This window comes from Pontibacter amylolyticus, assembly GCF_014638845.1.
GTDB classification, from domain to species: Bacteria; Bacteroidota; Bacteroidia; order Cytophagales; family Hymenobacteraceae; genus Pontibacter; species Pontibacter amylolyticus.
Genome location: NZ_BMFP01000007.1, coordinates 161,883 through 188,411 on the forward strand (window position 1 = coordinate 161,883; position 26,529 = coordinate 188,411).

Below are 26,529 nucleotides of genomic sequence, written 5' to 3' on the forward strand. Positions count from 1 at the left end.
TACTACCTGAAACCGGCCGGCATTTCACAATTTCTTTACATACAGGTCAAATAAATTAGAAACGCTCGTAACGCCGCTTGCGCAGGTAGTAACGCACCACCCCAAACAGGCCAAGCAGCACGATCGGAGCCACCAGGTTGAGCAGTTGCCAATAGGTACGCTCCTCTTTCACCCGCACCCTATCCAGCGGTCGCAGCTGTATTTCTTTGCTTCGTACATTGATCAGGCCTTCAGAATCCAGCAGGTAATGAATCGTGTTCATGGCGAGCTCGCGGTTGGCAAAGGTCACGTTGTTATATCGGTCAAAGCCCAGTTCGTAAGCCTGTCCGGTACGTGGGTTTACCTCGTTGCGCACCAGGTCCCCATCCGAGAAAACTGCTATTTTGGTCGGCACGCCAGTCTCTCTCACTTGCGGGTCAGCCGCCCCTTCGGGTGCTCGCCTGTTACGGAAGAGCGAGGTAAAAGCGCCTTCCAGCAAATAGCCCACCGGCTGCGGACCGGCCTGGTATTGCTCCGGCTTCACTTCCATGCGGGCTTCCTCGAGCGTCAGCGGCACGGGTGCCTGCATCACGCGGGAGTAAACAGAGGTATAGACCAGCGGAGTTTTACGGATACCGTCGGCCCGAACGGTGTCCATTGTGCCGATGAACTTGGAGTACACCGCATCGATATTACGGGTGATCGGGTGTTTGCTGAAGGTGTTAAGTAGCGGGTAGAAACGCCAGTTGATCATCTCAGTCTGTGGCCGTTCGCCCATGTAGCCCGTCACGATCGGAATAAAACCGGAGTTCAGGTCCATGATCATCGTCGGGTTCAGGCGCATGCCGTAGCGGAAAAACAGATCATCCAGGTTCAGGTTGTAAGGCATCGCAAACATACCGCCTGCTCCCACACTGTCCATGTTCGCGTTAAGCGCGTCCACGAAGAACACCGCCTTGCCTCCTTTCATGATGAACTGGTCGATCTTATACTTGTCTGCCTCGGTGAAAGCTTCGGTTGGCTTGGCAATAATGATCAGATCCAGGCCATCCAACGAGGGGATGTCACGCAGTTCGCCGCGGGCCACCCGGTAAAACTCCTGCAAAGAGCCCAGCAGATCGGTCACGTACTGTGTCTCCAGCTGCCCCTGTCCACTGATGTAGCCGATGGTCTTGTTGCCCTGGAAAGCCATCTTGCGGATTGCCGTGGCCAGTTCGTACTCCACTCCTTCCACGGATTGGTTCAATCGCTCGTCTGGGGAGGCCGCCAGGTTGCCTTTCAGCAGCATCACGCCGGTTTCCTTGCCTTTGTACATCACACGGGCACCCGGAAACACAAGACGCTCCACCTGCTTGCCGCCTTCATTGGCGCGTAGATTGGTCGGCTGTATACCTGAGGCCGCCAGCTTCTGAAAGAATTCTGTTCGCTCCTTTTCGTCCGTTATCTCGTTCGGATCGATGAACTCATACCGTATATTGCCGCCCGAGTAAATACGGAACTCGTCCAATGTTTCGCGCACGGACTGCTGCAGACGCTTGAAGCCCGCCGGGAACTCACCGTCCAGGTATACCTCCACAAACACCGGCTCCGGAAGCTGCGACAGCATCTGCTTGGTAACAGACGAGATGGTGTAGCGCTTGTCCTCAGTCAGGTCGAGGCGGAAGAAGAAATTGGCCGCCAGTATGTTGAGCAGCACAATGGCCGCCAGCGCGATCAGAAAGCGTGTCAGGTCGCGGCTGCGCTTGCTCTTGGGTATCGTTGCCTGCTCTGTTACCATTTTCTGCTGCTCAATACAAGTCTGGTGGAAAGAATCATGATCGCAATCACGCTCAGGAAATACAGCACGTCACGCGAGTCGATCAGCCCTTTGCTGATGGCGGTGTAGTGATACGCTATACCTAGCTGGCTGATAAAGTAGCCGTAGCCGCCCCACACAGGTATAGAGGCGATCAGTTCGAAGCCGGCGTAAAAGATGTAGCACAGGAAAATGGCGATCACAAAAGAGATGATCTGGTTGTCGGAAACAGAAGAGGCAAATACGCCAATGGCCGCAAAAACGCCTGCCAGCAACACCAGTCCCAGGTATGAGCCCACCACCGCGGCAGAGTCCACGTTGCCCTGCGGATTGCCGAGTTCATACACGGTATAGTAGTAGATCAGGGTAGGAATAAGGGCGAACAGCGCCAGCAGCAGCGCTGCAAAGTATTTGCCCAGGATCAGTTGCAGGTCTGTGATCGGTTTGGTGAGCAGGAGTTCAATCGTGCCTTCACGCTTCTCTTCGGCAAAGGTGCGCATGGTGATGGCCGGAATCAGAAACAGAAACAGCCAGGGTGCCATATTGAAGAGCGTCTGCATATCCGCAAAGCCAAAATCGAGCACGTTGCTCTCGGGGAACACCCACATGAACATGCCGATCGCCACCAAAAACACCATGATCACGATGTAGGCGATCAGGGTGTTCAGGAAGCCGTTAAATTCTTTCTTAAGTATAGCGAGCATTTAGTATACCTACTTCGTGAGTTGTTGGAAAATCTTTTCGAGGGAGTTCTCTTCGTGGCGCAGCCCTACCAGTGGCCAGTTGCGCTCGGCAGCCACACGGAAGATGGTAGCGCGGATATCTGTATCCTTTCTGGAGGTTACCCGATAGGTCGTGCCCTCAGCCAGTGTGGCTGACAGCACGCCCGGCACCTGCTCCAGGGCCTCGACAGGTATAGGCTGCTCAAATTCCACCAGGGTGGTCTTCTCATTACGGGCACCGGCCTGCAGACTGGCCACGTCGCTGTCAGCTACCAGTTTGCCGCGGTTGATGATTACGACACGATCACAAATAGCCGTTACCTCTTGCATAATGTGTGTCGAGAAGATCACGGTTTTATCCTGACCGATGCGCTTGATCAGGGAGCGTATCTCTACGATCTGGTTCGGGTCAAGGCCCGTGGTGGGCTCATCGAGGATCAGCACCTGCGGGTCGTGAACCAGCGCTTGTGCCAAGCCCACCCGCTGCCGGTAGCCTTTAGAGAGCGCTCCGATTTTCTTGCCCTGCTCCAGCGTAAGTCCGCATAGCTCTACCATCTCCTGCACCCGCTCCTTCGACCGGCGCCCTTTCAGCCCGTAGACAGAAGCCACAAACTGCAGGTACTCGTGCACGTACATGTCCAGGTATAGCGGGTTGTGCTCCGGCAGGTAGCCCACGCTGCGGCGGACGGCGATGGAGTCCTGCACGGCATCGTAGCCATTCACGAGCACGGTGCCGGTGGTAGGCGGCAAGTAACAGGTGGCGATCTTCATGGTCGTGGACTTGCCGGCACCATTGGGACCCAGAAAACCCAGTATCTGCCCTTGCCCCACGGAAAAGGAGATATCATCCACGGCCCGCTGCGACCCGAATATTTTGGTAAGGTTCTTTACTTCAACTGACATGCATTGTAATGATTAATGAATAATGAATAATGACGCATCAGGATTGCCTTCCATTATTCATTCACCATTATTAATTATTCGTTAATTAGGGTTCGCAAAGCTACAAAAGCTGTTCCAAATATCAGCTATACCTGCTTTCTTCCCTTCGGCATCAACGGGCGTACCTCTATGTCTACGTGGTGGTAGTTGGCGTGCGACTCCAGGCAGTGCAAAATAGTGGAGGCGATGTCCTCGGGTCGCATCATGTTATCGTTGACGGTCACACTGTCGATGTTGTCGAAGAAATTGGTTTGCACAGAACCGGGGTAGATGCAGGTGACCTTTACGCCATAATCGCGCACTTCTTTGTAGAGTGAGTGCGAGATACCACGGACCGCATGTTTGGTGGCGCAGTAAGCCGACATCTGCTCTATACCTGTCGTGCCTGCAATGGAAGAAATATTGATGACGTGCCCCTCTCCCATTTCTTTCATACCCGGCATCACCAAACGGGTGCAATAGAAGAGGCCATGTACGTTGGTGTCGAACATCAGGTGCCACTCATCCAGGTCCTGGTCTTCGAGCGAGGCGGATCGGCCCAGACCGGCGTTGTTCACCAGCACACTGATATGGCCGCCAAAATGCTCTACGGTATGCTTATAGGCCATCTGCACCGAGTCAGAACGGCGTACATCGCACTCCACAAACTCAAAATTGGCGTGCTGCACTTCCGGGGCTGTTCTACCCCAGCCAGCCACTTTCGCGCCCTGCTCCAGCAGCGTATTTACGGTGGCAAGCCCTATACCACGGCTCACGCCGGTGACGACTGCTATCTTATTTTCCAGTTTCATAGTTCTTTGTTTTGATGCTACCTACAGCCTGTAAAGCAGGCCTATCCGGAATACCCGGGTATACAACTTCATGTTGGCGCCATCCATATTAGCACGGTAGTTTTTAATGCCATGCGCGTAACTCATGGACATACCAAAGTGTCCATGGTAGCCTGTTATACCTAGCCGCGGTCTGAAATCGGTGATCTTTTCGCTTCGGTTCTCCTTTACTTTAATTTCAGTCCCGTCTTCCATCGTTGCTTCAGATCGCTCTTTCATCTGTTGACTAAAGCCAATGTCGAAGCCCAGGGTTAGGTCCAGATCTACAGGGCTCTCCTTGATCCGCCAACCAGTGTAGGGCTGCAGATTGATGTAGTCAGCTATGATCACCGCTTTTCCATCTGCTGGATGTGTCATTGATGAACTGTGTGACCAATGGCCTAGGGCTCGATCTATTTTGGCCAGGGTACGCAGTTGCTCGTATCCAGCATGCGTCCCTACCAAAAAGCCGCCTCCGGTAACGTACTGTGCCTGCAGGCCGGCGCCATACGTCACGCTATACCTACTGCCATACGGATTGCTCACCCCGGGACCGCCACCCCAGCTATTGCTAAGGCTCATGGCTGATGTTTTCGAGGCCGACTCTCCACCGAACCTGGAGAGTCCGGAATTCAGCTGGGCACTATATTCCATTTTCTGCCCAAAGGACAGCGTGGCACTTCCCAGCGCGAGTAGTAACAGGTATGCTTTTTTCATATAGGCATAAGTTTGTTTCTAACAAAATACCAACCAGCTATACCTTCCCACCTCTAGGACTTTTAAACTTTAAATATCCCCCAGCTGCGGCCTGATCAGAATCTCTTCCACCACACTGTTGGGCGACATGTTATAGGCCCCGTAAATGGCCATGGCCACATCGTCGGCACGCATGAAGCGCTCCGGCGGCAGGTCCACGCCCTCCCAGCTGGCCGTCAGGGTAGCGCCCGGCAGAATGGCCGTGACACGCACACCATGCTCCTTCATTTCCTCACGCAGCACTTTCGACATGCCCAGCAAAGCGTATTTTGAGATGCAGTAAGAGCCGCCGTTGGTATAAGGTGTGATGCTGGCAGTGGAGCACATGTTGAAGATATGCCCGCTTCTGCGCTTTTTCATGTCCAGCACAAAGGCCTTGGTGATGTAGTAGGCGCTGTAAAGATTGGTGTTGATCATCATCGGCAGCGCAGCGTCGTCCTCTTCATGCACTTTGCCAGGTATAAACAGGCCACTATTGTTAACGATCACCTCTATCCTGATCTTAAGGCCTTTCACGTAGTTGATGAAGTTTTTCAGTGAGCCCATATCGCTCAGGTCGGCTTCCTGGTAAAATACTTTGGAGAAAGTATAGCGCTCCTCTATCTCCAGTTTCAGTTTTTTCAGGTCTTTCTCGTTTCGGGAGCAGGTGATGATATGGAAGCCCGCTTTCGCGAATTGCTCGATCACGGCCCGGCCAATACCCTTTGTGCCACCTGTCACCAAAATATATTGCTGCATGTGCTCTATATAGCTATAAGATAATACGTTTTCGAAATTTAACCGTAATATAGGCATTTAAACAGTATTTTTGTTTAGAAACACGTTTAATACCTAGTTTAACACGTATCGCCTGTATGCTACAATCCTTTGGGAAATACCTGCTGTTCATGCAAAGCCTCTTCACCCGAAAAGAATCCGCTAAGATTCTGTTTGGCCGCACCGTCGACGAGGCTATTCTGATCGGCATCAACTCTATCATCATCGTTGCCATCGTCTCCACTTTCATTGGCGCCGTTACCTGTGTGCAGGTGGCTTATAACCTCGACAACGCTTTCATCCCCCGCTCCACCATCGGGTTTATGGTGCGCGAAATGACCATCCTGGAGCTGGCCCCGACCATCACCTCCATTGTGCTGGCAGGTAAGGTGGGCTCCAGCATTGCCGGCGGACTGGGCACGATGCAGATCACCGAGCAGGTGGATGCCCTGGAGGTAATGGGCATCAACTCGGCCTCATACCTGGTGCTGCCGAAAGTGGTGGCCGCCATCCTGGTTTTCCCGATGCTGGTGATCCTGGCCATGTTCCTCTCCATACTGGGCGGCTACCTGGCCGGAACGCTTTCAGGTGAACTGACGCCACAGGAATACATCACAGGCATACGCGACCAGTTTATACCTTACAACATTACATTCGCACTGATCAAATCGGTGGTGTTTGCCTTCCTGATCTCCTCCATCTCCTCTTTTACAGGCTACCATACCTCTGGCGGCGCACTGGAAGTGGGAGCTGCGAGTACGGCTGCCGTGACCAATAGCGTGATCGCCATCCTGATCGGTGACTTTGTGCTCGCTTACATACTGCTGTAGGCAGGCGGCTGAGAAGGCCCCTTTACCCTATTTTGAACTCTTATGATTGAAATACACAACATACATAAAGCTTTTGGCGACAAGAAAGTGCTGGATGGCGTAAGCGGTGTCTTTGAGACTGGCAAAACCAACCTCCTGCTTGGCGCCAGTGGTACCGGTAAAAGTGTGCTGCTTAAGTGCATCGTCGGCCTCATCAAGCCGGACCTGGGCAGCGTGACCTTTGACGGCACCTACTTCACCAACAACAAGCTCGACATCCGCCAGGAGATCCGCCGCAAAATCGGCATGCTCTTCCAGGGCTCAGCGCTCTTTGACTCCATGACGGTAGAAGAGAATGTGGAGTTCCCGCTCAAAATGCTCACCGAGATGAGCAAAGAGGAACGCAGGGAGCGTGTGGACTTCTGTTTGAGGCGCGTTGGGTTGGAAGGTGCCAACAAAAAGATGCCGTCGGAGATCAGTGGTGGTATGAAGAAGCGCGTAGGTATAGCCCGGGCTATCGCCCCAAACTGTACCTACCTGTTCTGCGACGAACCCAACTCGGGCCTCGACCCGCAAACCGCCCTGAAGATAGACGAGCTGATCAAAGAGATTACCGAGGAGTACAACATCACCACCATCATCGTGACGCACGACATGAACTCGGTGATTGAGATCGGTGACAAGATATTTTTCCTGTACGAAGGCAAAAAGCTATGGGAAGGCACGCGTGACGAGATCATGGACACCGACATCAAGGAACTCAACGACTTCATCTTCGCCAACCGCCTGATGCGCGACGCCAAAAAGGTGGAAGAAGAAGAGCGCGAAGAAGAACGCGAAGAGGAGGAGCGCCGGCACGAGGCTGAGGATCACGCTTCTGCTCCATCTGAAGCAACTGTACAAACGCAGGCCGCGCCGCAACCTGAGAATCCGGAAGGCCCAACCGCCACCACACAGACAGGCAGGGACAAGGTATAGGTATACCTGTCAGGTATAAAAAAGGCTCCCGCTATACCTGAGCGGGAGCCTTTTTTATAGGTACTTGGGTAAGATTATAGGCTGTATAACATGCCCGCTACCGTGGCAGACATCATACAGGCCACAGAAGCACCTAACAACGACAGAAGACCTAATCTGGAGATATTGGCCTGCTGGTTTGGTGCCATGCCGCCTATACCTCCCACCTGAATGGCGATAGAGCTGAAGTTAGAGAAACCACATAGCGCATAGGTGGCCATCACGATAGACTTGGTAGAAAGGGTGCCCGCCTCTTTCATGTTGGCAAGGTCCAGGTAGGCCACAAACTCGTTTACAGCTGTCTTCTGCCCCAACAGACTCCCCACCTGCAGGGTGTCTTCCCACGCAACACCCATAATAAAGGCAAAAATCCGGAAAATCTGCCCGAGTATGTATTGGAACGAGAACCCGCTGAAGCTTCCGTTTGTGCTGGCCACGACAAAGTCATTTAACCCTGTCACGCCTCCCAGCTTAAGCAGTACATAGTTGAGCAAGGCTATAACTGCGATAAAGGCAAGCAGCATACCACCCACGTTGGCAGCTAGTCGCAGACCATCGGCAGCTCCCTTGGAGATGGCATCAATAAGGTTTACGCCCAGCTGTTCCTCGTTTACCTCAAGGCGCGTATTTATCTGCTCCTTATCGGTTTCGGGAACAAGCATTTTGGACATTACAATAGCAGCCGGGGCATTCATAATGGAGGCCGTGAGCAGGTGCGCGGCGAATATGGCTTGTTGCGCAGGGTCGTCGCCCCCCAGGAAGGACACATAAGCCGCCAGTACACCACCAGCCAGCGTAGCCATACCTCCCGTCATCAAGCACATCAGCTCGGAGCGTGTCATGCGGCTGATGAAAGGGCGAACAAGCAGCGGCGCTTCCGTCTGCCCCATAAAAATGTTGCCGGCAGCTGAGAGGCTTTCAGCCCCTGACAATCGCATGCCCTTCGACATAACCCAGGCAATACCAAATACAATCTTCTGAAGCACGCCCAGGTAATAGAGTCCCGAGGATACAGCTGAGAAGAAAATAATGGTCGGCAGCACGTTAAATGCAAAGATAAAGCCCAGTCCAGCGTTTTGAGAAGGGTCAGCAAGGTTACCGAACAGGAATCTGGCACCATCGTTTGAAAAACTTAAAAGCTTGACGAAGGCCTTGCTCACAAAAGCAAATGCATCGGCTACCAGGGGCACCTGTGTTACCAATACGCCAAACAGCAATTGGAGGAACACACCGTAGGCTACAAGCTTCCAGTCAATTGATTTTCTATTTCTGGAAAACAAAAAGCCGATGGATAACAGGACCAGTAGTCCTATCCCACCTCGAAAAATATCAAACATACAGGCTGAAAAAATTTGGCCAAAAGTAAGGCGAATATCTTTTAAAACAAAAAGTCCCACCCCGATTAGGGGCAGGACTTTTATAGTATAGCGTATGTTAGGCTAGTTTCGCTTGTTCAACTCGTCGCGGATCTTGGCGGCGCGCTCGTAGTCCTCTTTTTCGAGGGCCTCGTTGAGCATTTTGTTCAGGTCATCCACCGACGTTTGGTTGAGCGGCTCCTTGGAACTTGAGGCCGTCGTCGAAGAAGTGCTTTTCACGGCCATTTCTTCACTTTCCTCATCTTCCTCCTCCAGGTCGCTCAAAATAATGCCAGCTTCCGACAGCACACTTTCCACCGTGTAGATAGGTACCCCGAAACGCAGGCCGATGGCAATGGCGTCGGACGGGCGCGCGTCCAGTTCGAACTCCTTCTCGCCGTCGGTGCACATGATCTTGGAATAGAACACGCCCTCCTTCAGGTCAGAGATCAGGATCTCGGTGATGTTCACGCTCATCTGCTCGGCAAACGTCTTGAACAGATCGTGCGTGAGCGGACGGTTTGGGTTGATTTTTTCTATCTGTATGGCGATGGACTGCGCTTCGAACATGCCGATGATGATCGGCAGCCTGCGGTTTCCATCTCGCTCACCCAGCACCAGTGCAAACGATCCCGTCTGCGATTGGCTGGAGGAGAGCCCGAGTATCTCTAGCTGTATTTTTTTCACAATTAAGCTCTTCTAAGTCTATTTGTCTAAAGCTTTGGCAGCTTCAATTAATTTAGGAAGTACCTCAAGCGCATCGCCAACTATGCCATAATCAGCGGCTTTGAAGAACGGCGCTTCCGGATCCTTATTAATAACGACAATCACTTTAGAAGAGTTAACCCCTGCCAGGTGCTGGATGGCTCCAGAGATGCCAGCCGCGATGTACAGGTTAGGGCTTACGGTGATACCGGTCTGGCCTACGTGCTCGTGGTGCGGGCGCCAGCCAATGTCCGAAACAGGCTTTGAACAGGCCGTTGCCGCGCCCAGTTCTTTGGCAAGCTCCTCGATCAGGTGCCAGTTCTCAGGGCCCTTCATACCCCGGCCACCAGACACCACGATCTCGGCCTCCTGCAGCAACACGCCACCAGAAGTATCCTGCATCACGGTCTCCTTAGGAGCGGCTGCAAACTCAGCGTCAGTCAGGTCAGCGGAAAGCTTCTCTACCGTAGCCGTGTTGCCTGCGTTGCTGGTAATGTCGGTGCTGTTTTTCTTTACGGCGATGATCTTTACATCAGAAGTCAGGTTTACGTCGGCAAATGCCTTGCCTGAGAACACACCACGCGTTACGATAAAGTTGCCACCGTCCATTTTCGGAAGCTCGGTTACGTTGGTAGCCAGCGAGCCGTTCAGGCGCACGGCCAGTTTGGAACCTACCGCAGCACCGATGTTGGAATTGGAGAACACCAGTACTTTGGCGTTTTCCTGCTGCGCCGCTTTGGCGATCACTTTCACGTAAGCGTCAGCCACAAACTGCTTCAGACGGTCATCAGCGTCGTACAATACTTTGCTGATGCCCTGCTCGCCCAATCGGGCCAGTGCATCTTCGTTTACGTCGCCGATGGCTACGGCTGTTGCGGAGGTGCCCATGGCCTGCGCCACCTGGCTGCCATAGGTCGCTGCCTCCAGGGAGGACTTTTTGATCTCTCCGTTCAGACCTTCTACAAATACTAATACAGACATATTACAGTACTTTAGCTTCGTTTCTCAATAGTTTAATCACTTCGCCGGCGTTTTCTGCGTCAATCATTTTCACGCCGCTCTTTTTCTCAGGCTTGCTGTAGTTCACGTACTCCGACTTGGCCTCAGCGCCTGTTGGCTCCACTACTTTCAGGGGTTTGGTGCGGGCCGTCATGATACCGCGCATGTTCGGGATGCGGGGCTCGCACATCGGCTGCTGCGCGCTGGCCACGAATGGCAGCTTCACTTCCACCACTTCCTTGCCACCCTCGATCTCACGCTCCAGACGGGCCGTGCTGTCGTCCACCATGTCCAGTTTAAAGGCTGGCGTTACCGACGGGATGCCCATCATTTCGCCTACCATGTTGTGCACCTGGAAGCCGTTGTAGTCGATGGACTCCTTGCCCATCAGGATCATATCGTAACCGCCTTCCTTGGCGATGGCAGTGATTTGCTGCGCCACGAAGTAAGCGTCTTTCGGGTGTGCGTTCACGCGGATGGCGTCGTCAGCGCCGATGGCCAGCGCCTTGCGGATGTTCGGCTCAGCGTCGGCTTCGCCCACGTTCAACACGGTTACGCTACCGCCTTTGGCCTCTTTCAGCTCTATGGCGCGGGTCAGTGCGTATTCATCCCAAGGGTTAATCACATACTGCACCCCGTTCTTGTCGAAGTTTTTATTATCGCCAGTAAAGTTGATCTTGGAGGTTGTATCCGGAACGTTACTGATGCAAACTAATATTTTCATATGATAAAATAGTTAGCTTTAAAAGTTAAATTTGATGCGAAGTTAGTTAAAATATAGCCAAATAGAAATGTCTCAAAATAGATTAGAACAGCTCTTCAAATTCTACGAAGAAGACCCGAACGATCCCTTCACGATCTATGCGATTGCGACAGAATTGCGCGGAACCGAACCGCAGAGAGCGATGCAGTTTTACGAAAAACTCCTGTCGGAGCACGAACGCTACGTAGGCACTTACTACCATGCTGCCAGCTTGTATGTCGAGTTTGGGCAGCCAGATAAAGCCGAGCAAACCTACAAAAAAGGGATGCTGATCAGCCGTCAGGAAGGCAACATGCACGCGTTTGCCGAGCTGCAACAGGCCTACAACAAGTTTGCGGGCCTCGACTACGAAGACGAATAGCACCTGTTGCGCTATGAATCAAAAATAGTATGCATGCAGCATATCTGCAAGTATAAAGCCTTCTTTTCCGCGAAATGTTTTTCTTTTGACTCTTGTAGCGTACTTGATATAGCGCCCGAAGGTTTACGATAGCAAAAAGAAAAGCCACCTCCTTTGCAGGGCGGGTGGCTTTTCCTGTTTATGCCTCCGCTGGCTATGATAAGCTCACCACGAGATCGTCGGTGTTCACCAGCGAGCCCTCCGGCAAATGCAGATCTGCTATTTTGGTGGCTTCCGAAGCAGTGATGGTCGTTTCCATTTTCATGGCCTCAATCACGAACAGCGGCGTGTTCTTCTTCACCTCCTGGTCCTTCTCCACCAGTATCTTCGACAGCAGGCCCTGGAGCGGCGCCCCGATGTGCTTCGGATTTCCCTTATCAACTTTCTGGTGCTGCACTCGCTCCACTTTCACCGATTTGTCACGTACCTCAATGTTACGCGTCTGGCCGTTGAGCTTGAAGAACACGGTGCGCATGCCGTCCTCATCCACATGGCCCAGCGACTGGTACTTGATCACGATGGACTTGCCACGGGCAATGTCGATGATGGCCTCTTCGCCCTGCTGCATACCATAGAAGAAAAGACGCGTCGGGATCTTGGAAACGTTGCCATACTGGTCGTAGTGCTTGTGGAAATCCTCGTATACCTTCGGGTAGAGCTGGTGTGACAGGAAGTCGGTGTACTTTGTGTTTTCGCCGAATTTCTCCTGAAAGGCTTTGAACTCTTCCTCTAAGTTAATGGGCTCCATGTGCTCGTTTGGCCTGTTTTCGTAGGGTTGTTCGTCCCTGAGCACAATCGCCTGCAGCTTTTTCGGGAAGCCACCCACCGGCTGGCCCAGGTCGCCACGGAAGAGCGACCGCACCGATTCCGGGAAGGAGATCTGGTCACCACGCTCCAGCACATCCACCGTCGTCAGGCCATTTGACACCAGGTATAGCGCCATGTCCCCCACTACCTTCGAGCTTGGTGTTACCTTCACCAGGTCGCCGAACAGCTGGTTTACTTCCGCAAAAGTCTCCTTGATCAGCTCCCACTTATCGCCCAGACCCAGCGCATTGGCTTGCGGACGCAGGTTGGAGTACTGACCGCCCGGAATCTCGTGGTGGTATACCTCTGCCGTGCCCGCCTTCAGCCCGGACTCAAACGGATAGTAGTACTCGCGCACCGTCTCCCAGTAGTTGGAGTGGCGGTTGAGGCTCTTCTGGTCGAACTCGCGGTGCCGCTCCTGAAAACGCATGGCCTCTACCATCGAGTTAAAGTTCGGCTGTGAGGTAAGGCCCGACATAGAACCCAGGGACACATCGATCACATCTACTCCTGCTTCTACTGCCTTTAAGTACGTGGCTGATTGTATACCGGAGGTGTCGTGGGTATGCAGGTGGATCGGCAGCTTCACTGTATCGCGGAGCGCCTCTACCAGCACCTGCGCGGCGTAAGGCTTGAGCAACCCGGCCATGTCTTTAATGGCCAGTATGTGCGCCCCGGCGTCTTCGAGCTGCTTGGCCAGTTGCAGGTAATACTCTAAAGTATACTTGGTTTTGGATGGGTTGAGGATGTCGCCGGTATAGCAGATGGCGCCTTCGGCCAGACCGCCCGTACGCTTGCGCACAAAGTTGATGCAGGGCTCCATGCTCTTCATCCAGTTAAGCGAGTCGAAGATGCGGAAAATGTCCACCCCCGTCTCCCACGATTTCTCCACGAACGATTCGATCAGGTTATCCGGATAGGCCTTATACCCCACCCCGTTCGAACCGCGAATGAGCATTTGCAGCAGGATGTTAGGTATAGCCTCACGCAACTCGGCCAGTCGGCGCCACGGGTCTTCGTGCAGGAAGCGCAGGCAAACATCAAAAGTAGCACCGCCCCATACCTCCATACTGAACGTCTGAGGATGGTCCTTGGCATAGGCCTCGGCTATTTTGAGCATGTCGAAAGAGCGCATGCGGGTCGCCAGCAGGGACTGGTGCGCGTCGCGGAAGGTGGTGTCGGTGTAGTGGATCTGCTTCTCATTGCGCAGCCACTTCGAGAACTCCTCCGGACCAAGCTGCGTGAGCAGGTCTTTGGTACCGGGCTCGTAGGGCTTGTTCAGGTTGAAGCCCGTGAAATCCGGCTTTGTCAGCACCTTGTTCGGATCCGGTTTCTTCACATCCGGGTTTCCGTTCACGATCACATCAGCCAGGAAAGAAAGTAGCTTGGTTGCCCGGTCCTTGCTCTTCTTAAAGATGAACAGCTCGGGATGATTCTTTACAAAGTCGACCGTGGCATCGCCGGAAATGAAAGTGGGGTGCGTGATGATGTTCTGGAGGAACTGGATGTTCTGCTTTACGCCCCTGATTCGGAACTCGTCCAGGGTACGCGACATCTTCATGGCGGCGTGACGCAAAGTCGGGGCCTGGGCCGATACCTTTACGAGCAGCGAGTCGAAGAACGGACTGATCTTGGCGCCCTGGTACACGCTGCCCTGGTCCAGACGGATACCGAAACCACCGGCGCTGCGGTAAGCGATGATGGTACCGTAATCCGGTTTGAAATCGTTTTCCGGGTCTTCGGTGGTGATACGGCACTGAATGGCCACCCCGTTTGCCCGCACCGTATGCTGCGGGCCAAGCGATACTTCCTCGTGGTCTAAGGTATAGCCATCGGCCACAAAGATCTGGGTTTTGATCAAATCTATACCTGTGATCATCTCCGTCACGGTGTGCTCCACCTGGATGCGCGGATTCACCTCAATGAAGTAGATGTTATTGTTGTGCGGCTCCACCAGAAACTCCACTGTGCCCACGTTGTTGTAGTTCACAGCCTTGCAGATGCGGATGGCATAATCGTAGAGCTGCTGGCGGGTTTCTTCGTTCAAGCTGATGGCCGGAGCCACCTCCACCACTTTCTGGAAGCGGCGCTGCACCGAACAATCGCGCTCGAAGAGGTGGGTGATATTGCCATAGTTGTCGGCCACGATCTGCACTTCGATGTGCTTCGGGTTCTCGACATACTTCTCCAGGAAGAGCGTCTCATCCCCAAAGGCTTTCAAAGCCTCGTTCTTCGCTTCAAAAAAGCCTTTCTCCAACTGCTCATCATCCCGGATCACGCGCATACCACGTCCACCGCCACCAGCTGCGGCCTTCAGCATCAGCGGATAGCCAATGCGGTGCGCCTCTTCGCGGGCGGTATCATAGGTGTTCAGGTCGAGGTCGTTGCTCTGGATAATGGGAACATCACAGCTCACGGCTACTTTCTTAGCCGACACCTTGTCGCCTAAAGAGCCCATCACTTCCGGCCGCGGACCGATGAAGATAATGCCGTTCTCGGCGCACTTGCGGGAGAAATGCTGGTTTTCGGACAGGAAGCCGTAGCCCGGGTGTATGGCGTCCACGCCGTTTTCCTTGGCGATGCGGATGATACCGTCGATGTCGAGGTAGGGCTGCAGCGGCTGGTTGTCCTTGCCGATCTGGTAGGCCTCGTCGGCTTTGTAGCGGTGCAGCGAGTAGCGGTCTTCGTAGGTATAGATGGCCACCGTCTGGATGTTGAGCTCCGTACAGGCCCTGAGCACACGAATGGCAATTTCGCCGCGGTTAGCGACAAGTACTTTTTTGATTTTCATACAAGGTGAGATGTAAGGTATAGCTATAACATAGATTCTTATACAAGCTGCATAGGACACATGAGTGCCCCTAAATCTGTAACGCTTATAAAGTAACTGAAAAATATGCTGGGAACAGAGAGGAAAACCTGTAGCCTGCTTTTTAAAAACTTCTGTTAGTACAGGTTTTTTCTTCAGAAGGTTATAGTCCTAATTTTGGAATACCTTGCTTTCGAACAGCACCATAATGCGCTGCTCCTTCAATAAATAAATGAATGGAGCGTAAGTAATAGGCTACTGCCAGGACTACGGAAGCCCCTACTGTCTATCAAGCATACCCCCCTGTGTACATCCTATGCGTTGTATTGTCTTATATCCCTGAACGTTTTCTGCTTTATAAATTGAATTCTAATCCCATTCTAATCTCGGCCTCATACCGCTCTAATAACCCGGCTCTACCTTTGGCCACCATTAAAAACAGAGCCGTATGCTTACCCGTAGCTTTCACCTATTCCTTTCACTTCTAGCATTTCTGCTTCTAGAGCAAGCCAAGGCAGAGGCGCCTATACCTGCCGCCTCCGATACATTGCGGGTTGGCTTAGCTGATGTGGAGCAACTCTTCCTGCAGCAAAACCTTCCCCTGCTGGCACAGAAGTACAATATCGAAGCGTCAAAGGCAGCCATCATACAGGCGAAACTTTTTGAAAACCCGGAGCTGTCTTTAGAGCAGAATATTTACAACTCGAATACCGGGCGCTATTTTGAGACGGGACGTCAGGGGCAGAATGTTGTACAGTTGCAGCAGTTGTTTCACCTGGCAGGCCAGCGCAACAAACGCATCCGGGTGGAGCAGTTTAACAGCCGCCTTACTGAACTGTACTACTACGACCTGGTCCGCACCCTGCGCCTCGAACTCCGCAGCAGCTACCTGGACTTACACTATCAACTGCAGCAATACCGCATCCTCAACGAACATGCCTTATCCGTTCAGCAGCTTGTAACAGCTTTTGACGCCCAGTACCAGAAAGGCAACGTTGCCCTGAAAGAGTTGATCCGTTTGAAGGCACTCTTACTGGCGCTTGATAACCAGAAACTGGAACTGGTCAACGAGATCAACCAAAACCAAAGCGACCTGCGCTTATTAACAGCCGCTCCCACCAACACATTCTTCCTGCCAACAATTGAAGAGGCAACCATAGAGGCCGCCAAAACAAGTCTGTTGACTTTTGACGAGGCTCTACAGCTGGCACAGGAAAATCGCTCCGATTTACAGGCGGCCAGCACCAGCATCCTACGCCAGGAGGCTGTGGTGAAGTATGAAAAAGCGCAGGCTATACCTGATGTTTCGCTGGGTGGTATTTATGACCGCGCCGGCAGCATCATGTACAACTATACCGGTATAACCCTTCAAATGGCCCTCCCGCTCTGGAACCGCAACCAGGGCAATATCAAGATCGCCAAAAGCGAGCTGGAAAGAAGCAAAACACTGCTCACGCAACAGCAACTGCAGGTAGAAAATGAAGTCTTGCAGGCCTTGCAGACCCTCCGTGAAGCAGAACAGGTGTACAGCAGATCCGACCAGAATCTGAGCGGCGATTTTAAACGCCTGATCAACGGTGTGACTGAGAATTTTGCCAAGCGCAACATCAGCCTGATTGAGTTCATCGACTATTACGAAACCTATACCGAGACTATGATCCAGCTGCTGCAGCTCCGAAACAGCCGCATACGCGCCATTGAAGAACTTAACTATACGGTGGGTTTCCCGCTCATCACCTACTAACAGAAACACATTAATCATGAAGCATATACTAAAAAGCAGCGCGCTACTACTGAGTGCAGGTGCGGCAGCTATCCTGTTAAACAGCTGTGATACAAAGCCGGTGGTGGCAACGACTATACCCACAGAGTTTTGCCTTTCTGACACACTTTCCAGCATGATACGGCTGGATACTGCCAGCATGCAGGAAGTACAAAGCGCACTGCACCTATCTGGCAAGGTAACGTTCGAAGACCAGCGCGTATTCAGGATTTTTCCGATGGTGGGCGGCCATGTCGTGCAGGTAAAAGCCGAACTGGGCGACTATGTGAAAAAAGGCCAAACGCTTGCCGTGATCCGGAGTGGTGAAGTGGCAGATTTTGAAGAGCAGATGATGAGCGCTAAAACAAACCTGCTGACAGCACAGAAGAACCTGGAAGTAACACAGGATATGCATGAGGCCGGCTTAGTGCCCGAACGGGATCTGGTCATGGCAAAGCAGGAAAAACAAAATGCAGAAGCTGGCCTGAAGCGGATAAAAGAGATCTTCAGTATCTACAGCATCGGCAATGGTTCCGAGTATGTCATCAAGGCCCCGGCCGCTGGGTTTATTGTAGAGAAAAATGTAAACACCGACATGCAGGTACGGCCTGACAACACAGACAATCTCTTCACCATCTCGGATATGAATGAGATATGGGTGCTGGCCAATGTGTATGAAACGGATATCTCAAAAGTGAAGGTAGGTTACGAGGCAGAGGTAACAGCTTTAAGCTATCCGGGCAAAATCTTTAAGGGGAAAATTGACAAGATCTTTAATGTGCTCGACCCCGAGACGCGTGTGATGAAAGTTAGGGTTCGCCTTGAAAATGCTGATTTTGAGTTGAAGCCGGAGATGTTTGCCAATGTAACGGTACGTTACCCGGAAAACCGTTCGCTATTGGCTATACCTGCCGATGCCGTGGTGATGGAGAGAAGCAGAAACTATGTAACCGTATACCGCAAGCAATGCGACCTCGAGACGCGTGAGGTACAGCTCTACCATACATCAGACAAAAAAGCCTACATACTGAGCGGGCTGCAGGAGGGCGAACAGGTAGTGACAGATTATGCCCTGCTGGTATTCCAGGCAAACAACTCAAAATAACAGGCTATGAATTCATTTATCAGAAGCATTATCGGGTTCTCACTCAAGAACCGCGTCTTCGTATTTTTTGCAACTGGTCTGTTGGTAGTAGCCGGTATCATCAGCTACCTGAACACGCCCATCGAAGCATTTCCGGATGTAACCAACACACGGGTACAGATCATCACGCAATGGCCTGGCCGAAGCGCTGAGGAAGTTGAAAAGTTTGTCACGATACCTCTTGAGGGGGAGATGAGCTCTGTGCCGCGGAAAACCAGTCTGCGTTCTATTTCGCTCTTCGGGCTTTCGGTGGTAACCATGATCTTTGAAGACGAAGTAGAGGACTTTGTGGCCCGCCAGGAGGTAGCCAACAGGCTAAGCCTCGTAAACTTACCCGAGGGTATAGATGCCGAAATGCAACCTGCTGCCGGACCAACAGGCGAGATCTTCCGCTATACCTTAAAGAGTGACACGAAGGATGTACGCGAACTCAAAACAATACAGGACTGGGTGATTGACCGCCAGTTGAAAGCCGTCCCGGGTGTGGCCGATGTGGTTAGCTTCGGAGGTGAGGTAAAGACTTATGAAGTAAGCGTAGACCCCAACCTGATTGCCAAGTACAACATCTCCGCTATCGATATTTATGAGGCGATCGCAAACAGCAATGTGAACGTTGGCGGCGATGTCATTGAGAAAAATGGCCAGTCGTACGTTGTGCGCGGTATCGGGCTGCTCAATAACATTGACGAGATCAACAATGTAATTGTGAGCGACCGGAATGGCGTACCGGTACTTATCAAACACGTGGCGCAAGTGCACGAGTCGCATTTGCCAAGTCTGGGTTATGTAGGGCGCGATAACGACAAAAACCTGGTGCAGGGCATAGTGGTCATGCGCAAGAACGAAAACCCGAGCCAGGTACTCGACGCCCTGAAACTTAAGATTGAAGAACTGAATGAACTGGTACTGCCTTCCGATGTGCAGATTGATACGTTTTATGACCGTTCTACCCTGATTGGCTTTACAACCAGCACCGTGACCAAGAACCTGTTGGAAGGCATTGCGCTTGTCACCATCATTGTGTTCATATTCATGGCGGACTGGCGCACCACCCTGATTGTCGCCATCATCATACCGCTGTCACTGCTCTTTGCCTTTTTCTGCATGCGCCTCAACGGGATGTCCGCCAACCTGCTCTCCATGGGTGCCATTGACTTTGGTATTATCATAGATGGCGCCGTGGTGATGGTAGAGGGCTTGTTTGTGATGCTGGACAAGAAAGCACACCAAATGGGAATGCCCAGATTCAACCGGCTTTCAAAACGCGGTCTGATCAAAGGCACTGCCTCCGATCTTGGTAAATCTATCTTCTTCTCCAAGCTCATTATCATCACGGCGCTGCTGCCCATCTTCGCGTTTGAGAAAGTCGAAGGCAAAATGTTCTCTCCGCTGGCTTACACACTGGGCTTCGCTCTCCTAGGGGCGCTTATCTTCACGCTTACGCTGGTGCCTGTGCTATCGAGTTACCTGCTCAACAGAAACGTAAAAGAAAAGAACAACCCTTTTGTAAACTTCCTTAACAGCAAGGTATACAATGCCTTCAGCTACACCTACCTGCACAAAAGAGCCAGCCTGGCAGTGGCAGGCGTGGTGCTAGTTACAGGTCTGTTTTGCTTCCGCTTTCTGGGGACAGAGTTTCTGCCCCAATTGAACGAGGGAGCTGTATATGTGCGTGCCAGTATGCCGATGAGTGCCTCGCTGGAACAGTCCATTGAAATGACCGAGAAGATTCGGAAAACGATCATGCAGTTTGATGAAGTGAATCAGGTGCTGTCACAGACCGGGCGGCCAAACGACGGTACCGACCCGACCGGCTTCTTCAACATAGAGCTGCACGTGGACCTGAAGCCGAAGGGTAAGTGGACCCGCAAGATTACCCAGCAGCAACTGACGGAGGAAATGAAAGACCGGCTGGAGGTATACCAGGGCATCAGTTTCAACTTCTCGCAGCCAATCATGGACAATGTGGAAGAGGCTGTTTCTGGGGTGAAGGGCTCGATGGCGGTCAAGATTTTCGGGAACGACCTGCAGAAGCTGGAAACACTGGCGGACACTGTCAACAACATCCTGGCCCATGTGGAAGGTATAGACGACCTGGGAGTCATCCGGTTACTTGGCCAGCCTGAACTGCGCATTGAGCTGGACCAGCAGCGCATGGCCACCTATGGAATCAGCACAGCCGATTGCCAATCCGTCATCGAAATGGCGATTGGCGGGAAAGCGGCCAGTGAACTGTACGAAGGGGAGCAAAAGTTTGACATTCGTGTCCGGTATATGAAAGATTACCGACAGGACGAAGCACAATTAGGTAATTTGCTGGTGCCCATGAGCAATGGCGGCAGCATCCCACTAAAAGAGATTGCCACCATTGGGACCCTCACCGGACCTGCCTTTGTTTACCGCGAAGACAATGCCCGCTTTGTAGCTGTTAAGTTCTCCGTGCGGGGGCGTGACCTGGGTAGCACCATCAAAGAAGCACAAGATAAAGTAGGCCAGGTGGTGCAATTAGATAAAGGCATGCGCCTGGAGTGGAAAGGTGAGTTCGAGAACCAAATACGGGCTACCGAACGCCTGACAGAAGTACTGCCGGTAAGTTTGCTGCTTATCTTCCTGATTCTGTTTATCACCTTCGGCAACTCACGCGATGCACTGTTGGTGTTGTTGAATGTACCCTTTGCCCTCATCGGGGGAATATTGGCCCTGCTCATCACCAATACGAATTTCAGTATTTCGGCAGGTGTAGGCTTTATCGCCCTGCTGGGAATATGCGTGCAGAATGGGGTGATTCTGATTGCGGTATTCAAGAAGAACCTGGAAGAGCGTATGCCGCTGATGCAAGCCATTAAAGAAGGCGTGGCAGAACGTACCCGACCGGTGGTAATGACGGCGATGATGGCTGCGCTGGGCCTGTTGCCGGCTGCTCTCTCAACTGGTATTGGTTCAGAAACACAGAAGCCACTGGCTATCGTCGTAATTGGCGGCCTGACAAGTGCTACCATCCTTACCCTGCTGATCTTCCCCCTGATCGTGGACACGGTATATAAAAAGGAAATCAAAAAGAAAGAGCGTCGCCAGCAAAAGCTCAGGCTTCAGAGTGGCGCACCGTCATTAGTTTGAGGTTTGGTGTTATTTGTTTAGTGAGACAATAACCCTTGCTTGTAAAGGTGGCTGATGGCCACCTTTACTTTTATACCTTGCCCGGGAAGTATAAAGTTACCTGCGTGCCGCTACCTTCTGCTGATGCTACCTCAATACTGCCGTCATGCAGCTTCATGATTTTCTCGGTAAGCGAAAGGCCGATGCCAGAACCTTGATGACTGCGGGCATTGGTGGCTCTATAAAAAGTCTGAAAAATGTGAGGCTGCTCCTGTTCAGGTATACCTATCCCCTTATCCTTCACTATTAATTTCGCGCCCTGCTCATTAGCTGCCAAGTATATGGTTACCTCATCGCCGTTTGAAAACTTGATGGCATTCTCCAGTATGTTGGTGACAGCAATCTGCAAAAGGCTTTTGTTTCCGCTGATTTCAAGCGCTCCGGCCTCGGAAGGCATTTGCTGCAAATCCAGGTTGATAGCTTGCTCAGGATAGGCAAAACGCACGTCTGACAGGCACTCCATTAGTACTTCATCGATGCGCAGCTGCTCTTCCGGCATAGTATCTCCGTCAAAACCCGTCTGTGCTAATCCGAGCAGGTCGCTGGTGAGCTTCTTAAGCCGCTCCGTTTCGCGTTGCATGCTTTCCAGCGACTGGATGTACTCTTCCGGACTGCGTTTCTTCGACAGCGTCACTTCTATCTCACCGCTGATGGCAGTTATGGGATTACGAAGTTCATGTGAGGCGTTGGAGATAAAGTTCTTTTGCATCTCAAAAGACATCTCAAGCCGGTTGAGCATTTTGTTAAACGTGTGAACCAGGTTGCCTATCTCATCTCTCCTCCCCTGTTCTTTCAGCCGCAGGTGCAGATTAGAGGCCCGGATCTTGTTTACCTCCCACACAATATCGTTGATAGGCTGCACAACTTGTCTTGTAAAGACACGCCCTCCCATTATGACCAATGCCAAACTGCCTAAAAAACTGATAAGCAGTACCCGCCCCAGGTTCACCAGTTTGCTTTGCCCATACAAGTCCTCCGCTGAAACAAGTACATAGAACTGCCCCTGGTTGTCATCAAATTTCCATCCCACCCACTGCCGTTTATTCGTAGTGAACTCGATAAACCCTTTCTCGTCAAGCCTGTCAAAGTTATCATCCAGCCCTACCAGATCAATCTCTCCTAGTTTAAAGGCTGGTTGTCGGGTACTGTCATAAATATGAACCTGTTCCTCAGGCAATGATTTGGTATACTGCTCTCTTACACGCTGCATCATTTTCGGACTTAACTCATCCTCGTCCAGGTATAGTTGAGCGGCAATGTGTGCCCTGTCATGGAGCCTTTCGTGGAATTCGTTTTTGGTATAGCGTTCCGAAAAGTAATAGACTACTATACCGGTGATGCAGAAAATTGCAGCAAACAGCAGGGTGAAAGAAAGGGCCAGTTTGGTTCTGAAGGTCATGCTGATACCGATTTATACTTTGAGCACGTATCCCATTCCGATAACCGTATGGATCAGCTTGTTATCAAAGTCTCTGTCGATTTTATTCCGGAGATAATTCACATAGACATCCACCACATTGGAGCTAAGGTCAAAATTCAGCTCCCACACGTTTTCGAGCAAGTCGAGGCGCGACAACACTTTGCCCTTGTTGCGGATAAAGTACTCCAGCAAGGAGAATTCTTTTGCGGTCAGGTTAATTTCTTTACCGCCTCGTGTGACGACTTTGGTATCCAGATCTACTTCCAGGTCAGCAATAGTTAGTTTACCGCTTGAAAGAGACAGGTTGCTTCTTCTTGTCAGCGCCCGGACGCGCGCCAGAAGCTCCTTGAACTTAAAGGGCTTCGTAAGGTAGTCATCTGCACCCGCATCCAAACCCTTTACTACATCCTCAGTGGTTCCCAGAGCGGTGAGCATCAGGATAGGAACGTGCAGGTTATGCTTTCTGATTTCGCTGCATACCTGTATGCCGTTACTGTTTGGCAGGATCACGTCCAGCACGATCAGGGCGTATTCTTTTTGCAGGGCAAGACTTAAACCAGTCTGACCATCGTAGGCAACATCCACGTCATACGACTGCTCCTGCAAGCCCTTTTTAACAAAGGCCACTACGTTTGGCTCATCCTCAACAACCAGAATATTCATCGTGTTTCTTTAGAATCCCTAAGATACCTGTTTCTTCCCTAAATAACCTCCCTCCATAATGTTTCGCTACAAGACCAGGGAGGGAATTCACTGTATGCAAGACAACACCAATGGCAATTCATATACTTTAAGGAAGGCTCCTTACGAAGGTATAGCCACCATATTAAAGGGGGATTAAAAGAGGAATTAAATCCTGATTTAAGGGCGAGCAGACGTAGGTATGACGCATGGTATTTCGGACGGATGTGTATCTTTGGCCTGATGTACCGCTACCTGCTTCTCTTCTGGCTTTGTGTGCTGCTCCTGCTCCAACCCTTGCAGGGTATAGCCGCTTCATCTGACTCTACGGCCACTGCTGTGAACAAAGAAAGGCTGCTGGTCCTTGGCACCGGCTTTACGGTGGGTTATACAGCCATGCTGGTATCCCTGAACAAAGCGTGGTACAAAGATCAGGAGCGAACGAACTTCCACTTCTTCAACGATAACCGGCAATGGAAGCAAATGGACAAAGCCGGTCACTTCTGGGGCGCCTTCCACGAGAGTCGCGCAGGTATAGATTTGTTGCGCTGGGCGGGTGTACCCGATAAAAAAGCCATCCTGTACGGCGGACTTACGGGCATCATGCTGCAAACACCCATCGAAATTTTCGACGGCTTCCAGGCGGATTACGGTGCATCGGTGGGCGACGCCATTGCCAACACGGTCGGTTCGGTAGCAGTGGTGGCACAGGAACTGGCCTGGGGGGAAGTGCGAATCATGCCCAAATTCTCTTTTCAGACGACCCGATACGCTGCGGAGCGGCCGAATGTGCTGGGCCATACCCTGCCCGAGCAAACGCTTAAAGATTACAACGGGCAGACTTACTGGCTCTCTGTAAATGTAGGAGATTTTCTGAAAGAGGAAAGCAAATACCCCAAGTGGCTGAGTATAGCCGTAGGCTACGGCGCGGAGGGTATGGTGTACAACGACCCGAAACTGAATAAGGCCCGCGGGTTTAACGCACGCCGGCAGTTTTACCTTAGTCCTGACCTTAACCTGATGCACTTCAAGGGCCGCAGCAAAGTGCTCAACACCACGCTGTACGTGCTCAGCATCATCAAAATCCCGGCTCCGGCACTGGAGTACAACCGCACAGAGGGCCTGCGCTTCCATCCGGTATACTTCTAAATCTGGTCGGTTATTCCGCTGCACAAATCGTATCTTTGTGTAAAATCATTTGTACTTACACACCAAGGTATAGCCAGCAACGGCTTATACCTTGGCATTAAACACATAAGACTATGAACGTAGGAGATCGCGTACGCCTGATGTCAGGCCGTGAGGAAGGCATCATCACCCGCATAATGGACAATAACATTGTAGAAGTCGCCATTGATAATGACTTCACTATACCTGTTTCTCGTCGGGAGATCGTGCTGATCGCGCCAGAAGAAGCCAAAGCCTTCCGCAATACCGAGCCGGAGGCATACGTAAAGCAAACTGCCCGCAAAGAGCCGCCAGCGCCTGTATTTGCCGAAAAGGGCATCTACCTGGCCATGGTGCACCAGTCAGAAGAGTTGCTGGCCGCCACGGTTGTGAACAATACCGATTACGATGTACTTTTTACTTCTGGCGAAGAGCGCAACAACCAATACCGCGGTTTGCAAAACGACAAACTGGCTCCGAAAGCGAGCCGCGTTGTGAGCCACTACCACATGAAGGACTTTGAGAAATGGCCGACACTAATCGTGCAGTTTCTGCAGCACCGCAATGGCGCTCCGAGTCTGTTTGAGCCGGTAACCAAGAAGATACAGTTCCGCGCCAACTCATTCTACAAAAGCAAGAAAACCGCTCCGGTCCTCAACAAGGAAGCCTACCTCTTCCAGCTCGACACCAAACCGGTGGCCGTAGACACCGATAAGATAAAAGAACAGCTTTCAGAAAAGCCCGCAGCACAAGAGAATATAAAAGTACAGGCGCCCGAGCACGAAGTAGACCTGCATATTGAGAAGCTGGTCGAGGATCATACAGGTATGAGCAACAGCGCCATGCTAAAGCTTCAACTCGAGCGGTTCCAGGACGCGCTGGATCGCGCCATGGCCGCCAACATGCACGAGATCATCTTTATTCATGGTTCAGGCAACGGTGTGCTCCGCAAAGAAATCCAGAAAATCCTGAGCCGCACGCCAGGCATCCGCTTCTTCGAAGACGCCAAAAAGGAGAAGTTCGGGTATGGCGCGACATTGGTAAGACTTAGGTAAATTAATTGTTAAATTGTTGATGGTTAAATTGTTGTTTTTTCTACAGCACCCATTAGCATATTTGTTAATGGCTAAGTGACGATGTTCTGTCCATGTTTGTCTCTTGGTAAAAGGAACTATAACCCCCTTTCAACAATTTAACAATTTAACCATCAACAATTAATCATACCTTTGCAGGTATAGAAAGCTTAACAGCAAGCCGTCTTATCGCTGCTCCCGCAAGGGAGGAGAGGAAAGTCCGGGCAACACAGAGCATCCTACTTCCTAACGGGAAGGGGCCTTCCGGGAGACGGGAAGGTTACAGCCAGTGCCACAGAAAAAAACCGCCAGTTGTAAAACTGGTAAGGGTGAAAAGGTGCGGTAAGAGCGCACCAGCGGCTGGGTGACCAGTCCGGCTGGGTAAACCTTAGGAGTTGAAAGACCAAATAGGCTGACAGCGTCTCGCTTCGGCGGGGCTAAGGGCTGCTCGTCCGATGTCAGTGGGTAGGTCGATGGAGCCTGCGCGCGAGTGCAGGCCTAGATAAATGATAAGACGTTGGGCTTTGGCCTTACGACAGAACCCGGCTTACAGGCTTGCTGTTAAACTTTTTTTCACATCTCCTTATAAAATTTCCCTTTTTTGGTTAGCATAGCCAATTCTGCAGGCATAGCACACTAATTAGTTTCATTGCTTCGCCTGTGCGGCGGGCACTCACTTTTTGTCTTGACACAAAAAGTAAGC

At 51.7% G+C, this 26,529-nt stretch carries 20 protein-coding genes, 1 other RNA gene and 1 pseudogene; 9 read left to right on the forward strand and 13 right to left on the reverse strand.

Going from position 1 to position 26,529, the window contains the following annotated elements:
• Positions 1–55 precede the first annotated feature (55 nt).
• From gldG to IEV97_RS17110, 6 genes are all read right to left on the reverse strand, one after another.
• The gene (gene gldG / locus IEV97_RS17085; RefSeq protein WP_188502704.1) at positions 56–1,756 is read right to left on the reverse strand and encodes a gliding motility-associated ABC transporter substrate-binding protein GldG; all 1,701 of its coding nucleotides are present in this window, start codon (positions 1,754–1,756) and stop codon (positions 56–58) included.
• Complete coding sequence (gene gldF / locus IEV97_RS17090; RefSeq protein ID WP_188502705.1) at positions 1,750–2,478, reverse strand: gliding motility-associated ABC transporter permease subunit GldF; 729 nt, start codon at positions 2,476–2,478, stop codon at positions 1,750–1,752. The genes gldG and gldF overlap by 7 nt, the downstream gene beginning before the upstream one ends.
• A gap of 9 nt (positions 2,479–2,487) precedes the next feature.
• Positions 2,488–3,399, reverse strand: a complete 912-nt coding sequence (gene gldA / locus IEV97_RS17095; protein WP_188502706.1) for a gliding motility-associated ABC transporter ATP-binding subunit GldA — start codon at positions 3,397–3,399, stop codon at positions 2,488–2,490.
• Positions 3,400–3,524: 125 nt separating this feature from the next.
• Complete coding sequence (locus IEV97_RS17100) at positions 3,525–4,229, reverse strand: SDR family oxidoreductase (RefSeq protein WP_188502707.1); 705 nt, start codon at positions 4,227–4,229, stop codon at positions 3,525–3,527.
• Positions 4,230–4,250: 21 nt separating this feature from the next.
• The gene (locus IEV97_RS17105; protein WP_188502708.1) at positions 4,251–4,964 is read right to left on the reverse strand and encodes a hypothetical protein; all 714 of its coding nucleotides are present in this window, start codon (positions 4,962–4,964) and stop codon (positions 4,251–4,253) included.
• Between the two features lie 69 nt (positions 4,965–5,033).
• A complete protein-coding gene (locus IEV97_RS17110) occupies positions 5,034–5,741 on the reverse strand; it encodes an SDR family oxidoreductase (protein ID WP_188502709.1) in 708 nt (235 codons plus the stop codon).
• Positions 5,742–5,857: 116 nt separating this feature from the next.
• On the opposite strand from IEV97_RS17110, the gene IEV97_RS17115 reads away from it, so the two are divergent.
• Both IEV97_RS17115 and IEV97_RS17120 read left to right on the forward strand, forming a co-directional pair.
• Positions 5,858–6,589: an MlaE family ABC transporter permease gene (locus IEV97_RS17115; RefSeq protein WP_188502710.1), complete on the forward strand. Its 732-nt coding sequence runs from the start codon at positions 5,858–5,860 to the stop codon at positions 6,587–6,589.
• 42 nt (positions 6,590–6,631) lie between these two features.
• Positions 6,632–7,375 (forward strand): annotated as a pseudogene (locus tag IEV97_RS17120) (ABC transporter ATP-binding protein); the annotation flags it as partial.
• 245 nt (positions 7,376–7,620) lie between these two features.
• On the opposite strand, the gene IEV97_RS17125 reads toward IEV97_RS17120, so the two are convergent.
• The 4 genes from IEV97_RS17125 to IEV97_RS17140 form a co-directional block, all read right to left on the reverse strand.
• Positions 7,621–8,922, reverse strand: coding sequence for a NupC/NupG family nucleoside CNT transporter (locus IEV97_RS17125; protein ID WP_188502711.1), 1,302 nt, complete (start codon positions 8,920–8,922; stop codon positions 7,621–7,623).
• A 102-nt stretch (positions 8,923–9,024) separates the two neighbouring features.
• Positions 9,025–9,627, reverse strand: coding sequence for a bifunctional nuclease family protein (locus IEV97_RS17130; RefSeq protein ID WP_188502712.1), 603 nt, complete (start codon positions 9,625–9,627; stop codon positions 9,025–9,027).
• A gap of 18 nt (positions 9,628–9,645) precedes the next feature.
• A complete protein-coding gene (locus IEV97_RS17135) occupies positions 9,646–10,626 on the reverse strand; it encodes an electron transfer flavoprotein subunit alpha/FixB family protein (RefSeq protein WP_188502713.1) in 981 nt (326 codons plus the stop codon).
• Position 10,627: 1 nt separating this feature from the next.
• A complete protein-coding gene (locus IEV97_RS17140; protein ID WP_188502714.1) occupies positions 10,628–11,368 on the reverse strand; it encodes an electron transfer flavoprotein subunit beta/FixA family protein in 741 nt (246 codons plus the stop codon).
• A 67-nt stretch (positions 11,369–11,435) separates the two neighbouring features.
• On the opposite strand from IEV97_RS17140, the gene IEV97_RS17145 reads away from it, so the two are divergent.
• On the forward strand, positions 11,436–11,768 hold the full coding sequence (locus IEV97_RS17145; RefSeq protein WP_188502715.1) for a tetratricopeptide repeat protein: 333 nt from the start codon (positions 11,436–11,438) through the stop codon (positions 11,766–11,768).
• A gap of 193 nt (positions 11,769–11,961) precedes the next feature.
• Here IEV97_RS17145 and IEV97_RS17150 read toward each other — a convergent pair whose 3' ends face one another.
• A complete protein-coding gene (locus IEV97_RS17150; protein WP_188502716.1) occupies positions 11,962–15,405 on the reverse strand; it encodes a pyruvate carboxylase in 3,444 nt (1,147 codons plus the stop codon).
• A gap of 466 nt (positions 15,406–15,871) precedes the next feature.
• Here IEV97_RS17150 and IEV97_RS17155 point away from each other — a divergent pair, with 466 nt between their 5' ends.
• The 3 genes from IEV97_RS17155 to IEV97_RS17165 are packed head-to-tail and all read left to right on the forward strand — an operon-like array spanning position 15,872 to position 21,446.
• Positions 15,872–17,167: a TolC family protein gene (locus IEV97_RS17155; protein WP_188502717.1), complete on the forward strand. Its 1,296-nt coding sequence runs from the start codon at positions 15,872–15,874 to the stop codon at positions 17,165–17,167.
• A gap of 16 nt (positions 17,168–17,183) precedes the next feature.
• Positions 17,184–18,290 carry an efflux RND transporter periplasmic adaptor subunit gene (locus IEV97_RS17160; RefSeq protein ID WP_188502718.1) on the forward strand — a complete coding sequence of 369 codons (1,107 nt, stop codon included), beginning with the start codon at positions 17,184–17,186 and terminating at the stop codon, positions 18,288–18,290.
• Between the two features lie 6 nt (positions 18,291–18,296).
• Positions 18,297–21,446: an efflux RND transporter permease subunit gene (locus IEV97_RS17165; protein ID WP_188502719.1), complete on the forward strand. Its 3,150-nt coding sequence runs from the start codon at positions 18,297–18,299 to the stop codon at positions 21,444–21,446.
• A gap of 70 nt (positions 21,447–21,516) precedes the next feature.
• On the opposite strand, the gene IEV97_RS17170 is transcribed toward IEV97_RS17165, so the two are convergent.
• Positions 21,517–22,884, reverse strand: a complete 1,368-nt coding sequence (locus IEV97_RS17170) for a sensor histidine kinase (protein ID WP_188502720.1) — start codon at positions 22,882–22,884, stop codon at positions 21,517–21,519.
• Between the two features lie 12 nt (positions 22,885–22,896).
• On the reverse strand, positions 22,897–23,568 hold the full coding sequence (locus tag IEV97_RS17175; protein ID WP_188502721.1) for a response regulator transcription factor: 672 nt from the start codon (positions 23,566–23,568) through the stop codon (positions 22,897–22,899).
• Between the two features lie 243 nt (positions 23,569–23,811).
• On the opposite strand from IEV97_RS17175, the gene IEV97_RS17180 reads away from it, so the two are divergent.
• The 3 genes from IEV97_RS17180 (at position 23,812) to rnpB (ending at position 26,392) form a co-directional block, all read left to right on the forward strand.
• On the forward strand, positions 23,812–24,735 hold the full coding sequence (locus IEV97_RS17180) for a DUF2279 domain-containing protein (RefSeq protein ID WP_229734008.1): 924 nt from the start codon (positions 23,812–23,814) through the stop codon (positions 24,733–24,735).
• Between the two features lie 113 nt (positions 24,736–24,848).
• Positions 24,849–25,808, forward strand: coding sequence for a DUF2027 domain-containing protein (locus IEV97_RS17185; protein WP_188502722.1), 960 nt, complete (start codon positions 24,849–24,851; stop codon positions 25,806–25,808).
• A 191-nt stretch (positions 25,809–25,999) separates the two neighbouring features.
• Positions 26,000–26,392, forward strand: an RNA gene (rnpB, locus tag IEV97_RS17190) — RNase P RNA component class A.
• The last annotated feature ends 137 nt before the right edge of the window (positions 26,393–26,529 follow it).

What these genes read in the sequence shown, in the direction of transcription:
- gldG (WP_188502704.1), bottom strand. Translation starts at nt 1,756, where the DNA reads ATGGTAACAGAGCAGGCAACGATACCCAAGAGCAAGCGCAGCCGCGAC.
- gldF (WP_188502705.1), bottom strand. Translation starts at nt 2,478, where the DNA reads ATGCTCGCTATACTTAAGAAAGAATTTAACGGCTTCCTGAACACCCTG.
- gldA (WP_188502706.1), bottom strand. Translation starts at nt 3,399, where the DNA reads ATGTCAGTTGAAGTAAAGAACCTTACCAAAATATTCGGGTCGCAGCGG.
- IEV97_RS17100 (WP_188502707.1), bottom strand. Translation starts at nt 4,229, where the DNA reads ATGAAACTGGAAAATAAGATAGCAGTCGTCACCGGCGTGAGCCGTGGT.
- IEV97_RS17105 (WP_188502708.1), bottom strand. Translation starts at nt 4,964, where the DNA reads ATGAAAAAAGCATACCTGTTACTACTCGCGCTGGGAAGTGCCACGCTG.
- IEV97_RS17110 (WP_188502709.1), bottom strand. Translation starts at nt 5,741, where the DNA reads ATGCAGCAATATATTTTGGTGACAGGTGGCACAAAGGGTATTGGCCGG.
- IEV97_RS17115 (WP_188502710.1), top strand. Translation starts at nt 5,858, where the DNA reads ATGCTACAATCCTTTGGGAAATACCTGCTGTTCATGCAAAGCCTCTTC.
- IEV97_RS17125 (WP_188502711.1), bottom strand. Translation starts at nt 8,922, where the DNA reads ATGTTTGATATTTTTCGAGGTGGGATAGGACTACTGGTCCTGTTATCC.
- IEV97_RS17135 (WP_188502713.1), bottom strand. Translation starts at nt 10,626, where the DNA reads ATGTCTGTATTAGTATTTGTAGAAGGTCTGAACGGAGAGATCAAAAAG.
- IEV97_RS17140 (WP_188502714.1), bottom strand. Translation starts at nt 11,368, where the DNA reads ATGAAAATATTAGTTTGCATCAGTAACGTTCCGGATACAACCTCCAAG.
- IEV97_RS17145 (WP_188502715.1), top strand. Translation starts at nt 11,436, where the DNA reads ATGTCTCAAAATAGATTAGAACAGCTCTTCAAATTCTACGAAGAAGAC.
- IEV97_RS17150 (WP_188502716.1), bottom strand. Translation starts at nt 15,405, where the DNA reads ATGAAAATCAAAAAAGTACTTGTCGCTAACCGCGGCGAAATTGCCATT.
- IEV97_RS17155 (WP_188502717.1), top strand. Translation starts at nt 15,872, where the DNA reads ATGCTTACCCGTAGCTTTCACCTATTCCTTTCACTTCTAGCATTTCTG.
- IEV97_RS17160 (WP_188502718.1), top strand. Translation starts at nt 17,184, where the DNA reads ATGAAGCATATACTAAAAAGCAGCGCGCTACTACTGAGTGCAGGTGCG.
- IEV97_RS17165 (WP_188502719.1), top strand. Translation starts at nt 18,297, where the DNA reads ATGAATTCATTTATCAGAAGCATTATCGGGTTCTCACTCAAGAACCGC.
- IEV97_RS17170 (WP_188502720.1), bottom strand. Translation starts at nt 22,884, where the DNA reads ATGACCTTCAGAACCAAACTGGCCCTTTCTTTCACCCTGCTGTTTGCT.
- IEV97_RS17175 (WP_188502721.1), bottom strand. Translation starts at nt 23,568, where the DNA reads ATGAATATTCTGGTTGTTGAGGATGAGCCAAACGTAGTGGCCTTTGTT.
- IEV97_RS17180 (WP_229734008.1), top strand. Translation starts at nt 23,812, where the DNA reads ATGTGTATCTTTGGCCTGATGTACCGCTACCTGCTTCTCTTCTGGCTT.
- IEV97_RS17185 (WP_188502722.1), top strand. Translation starts at nt 24,849, where the DNA reads ATGAACGTAGGAGATCGCGTACGCCTGATGTCAGGCCGTGAGGAAGGC.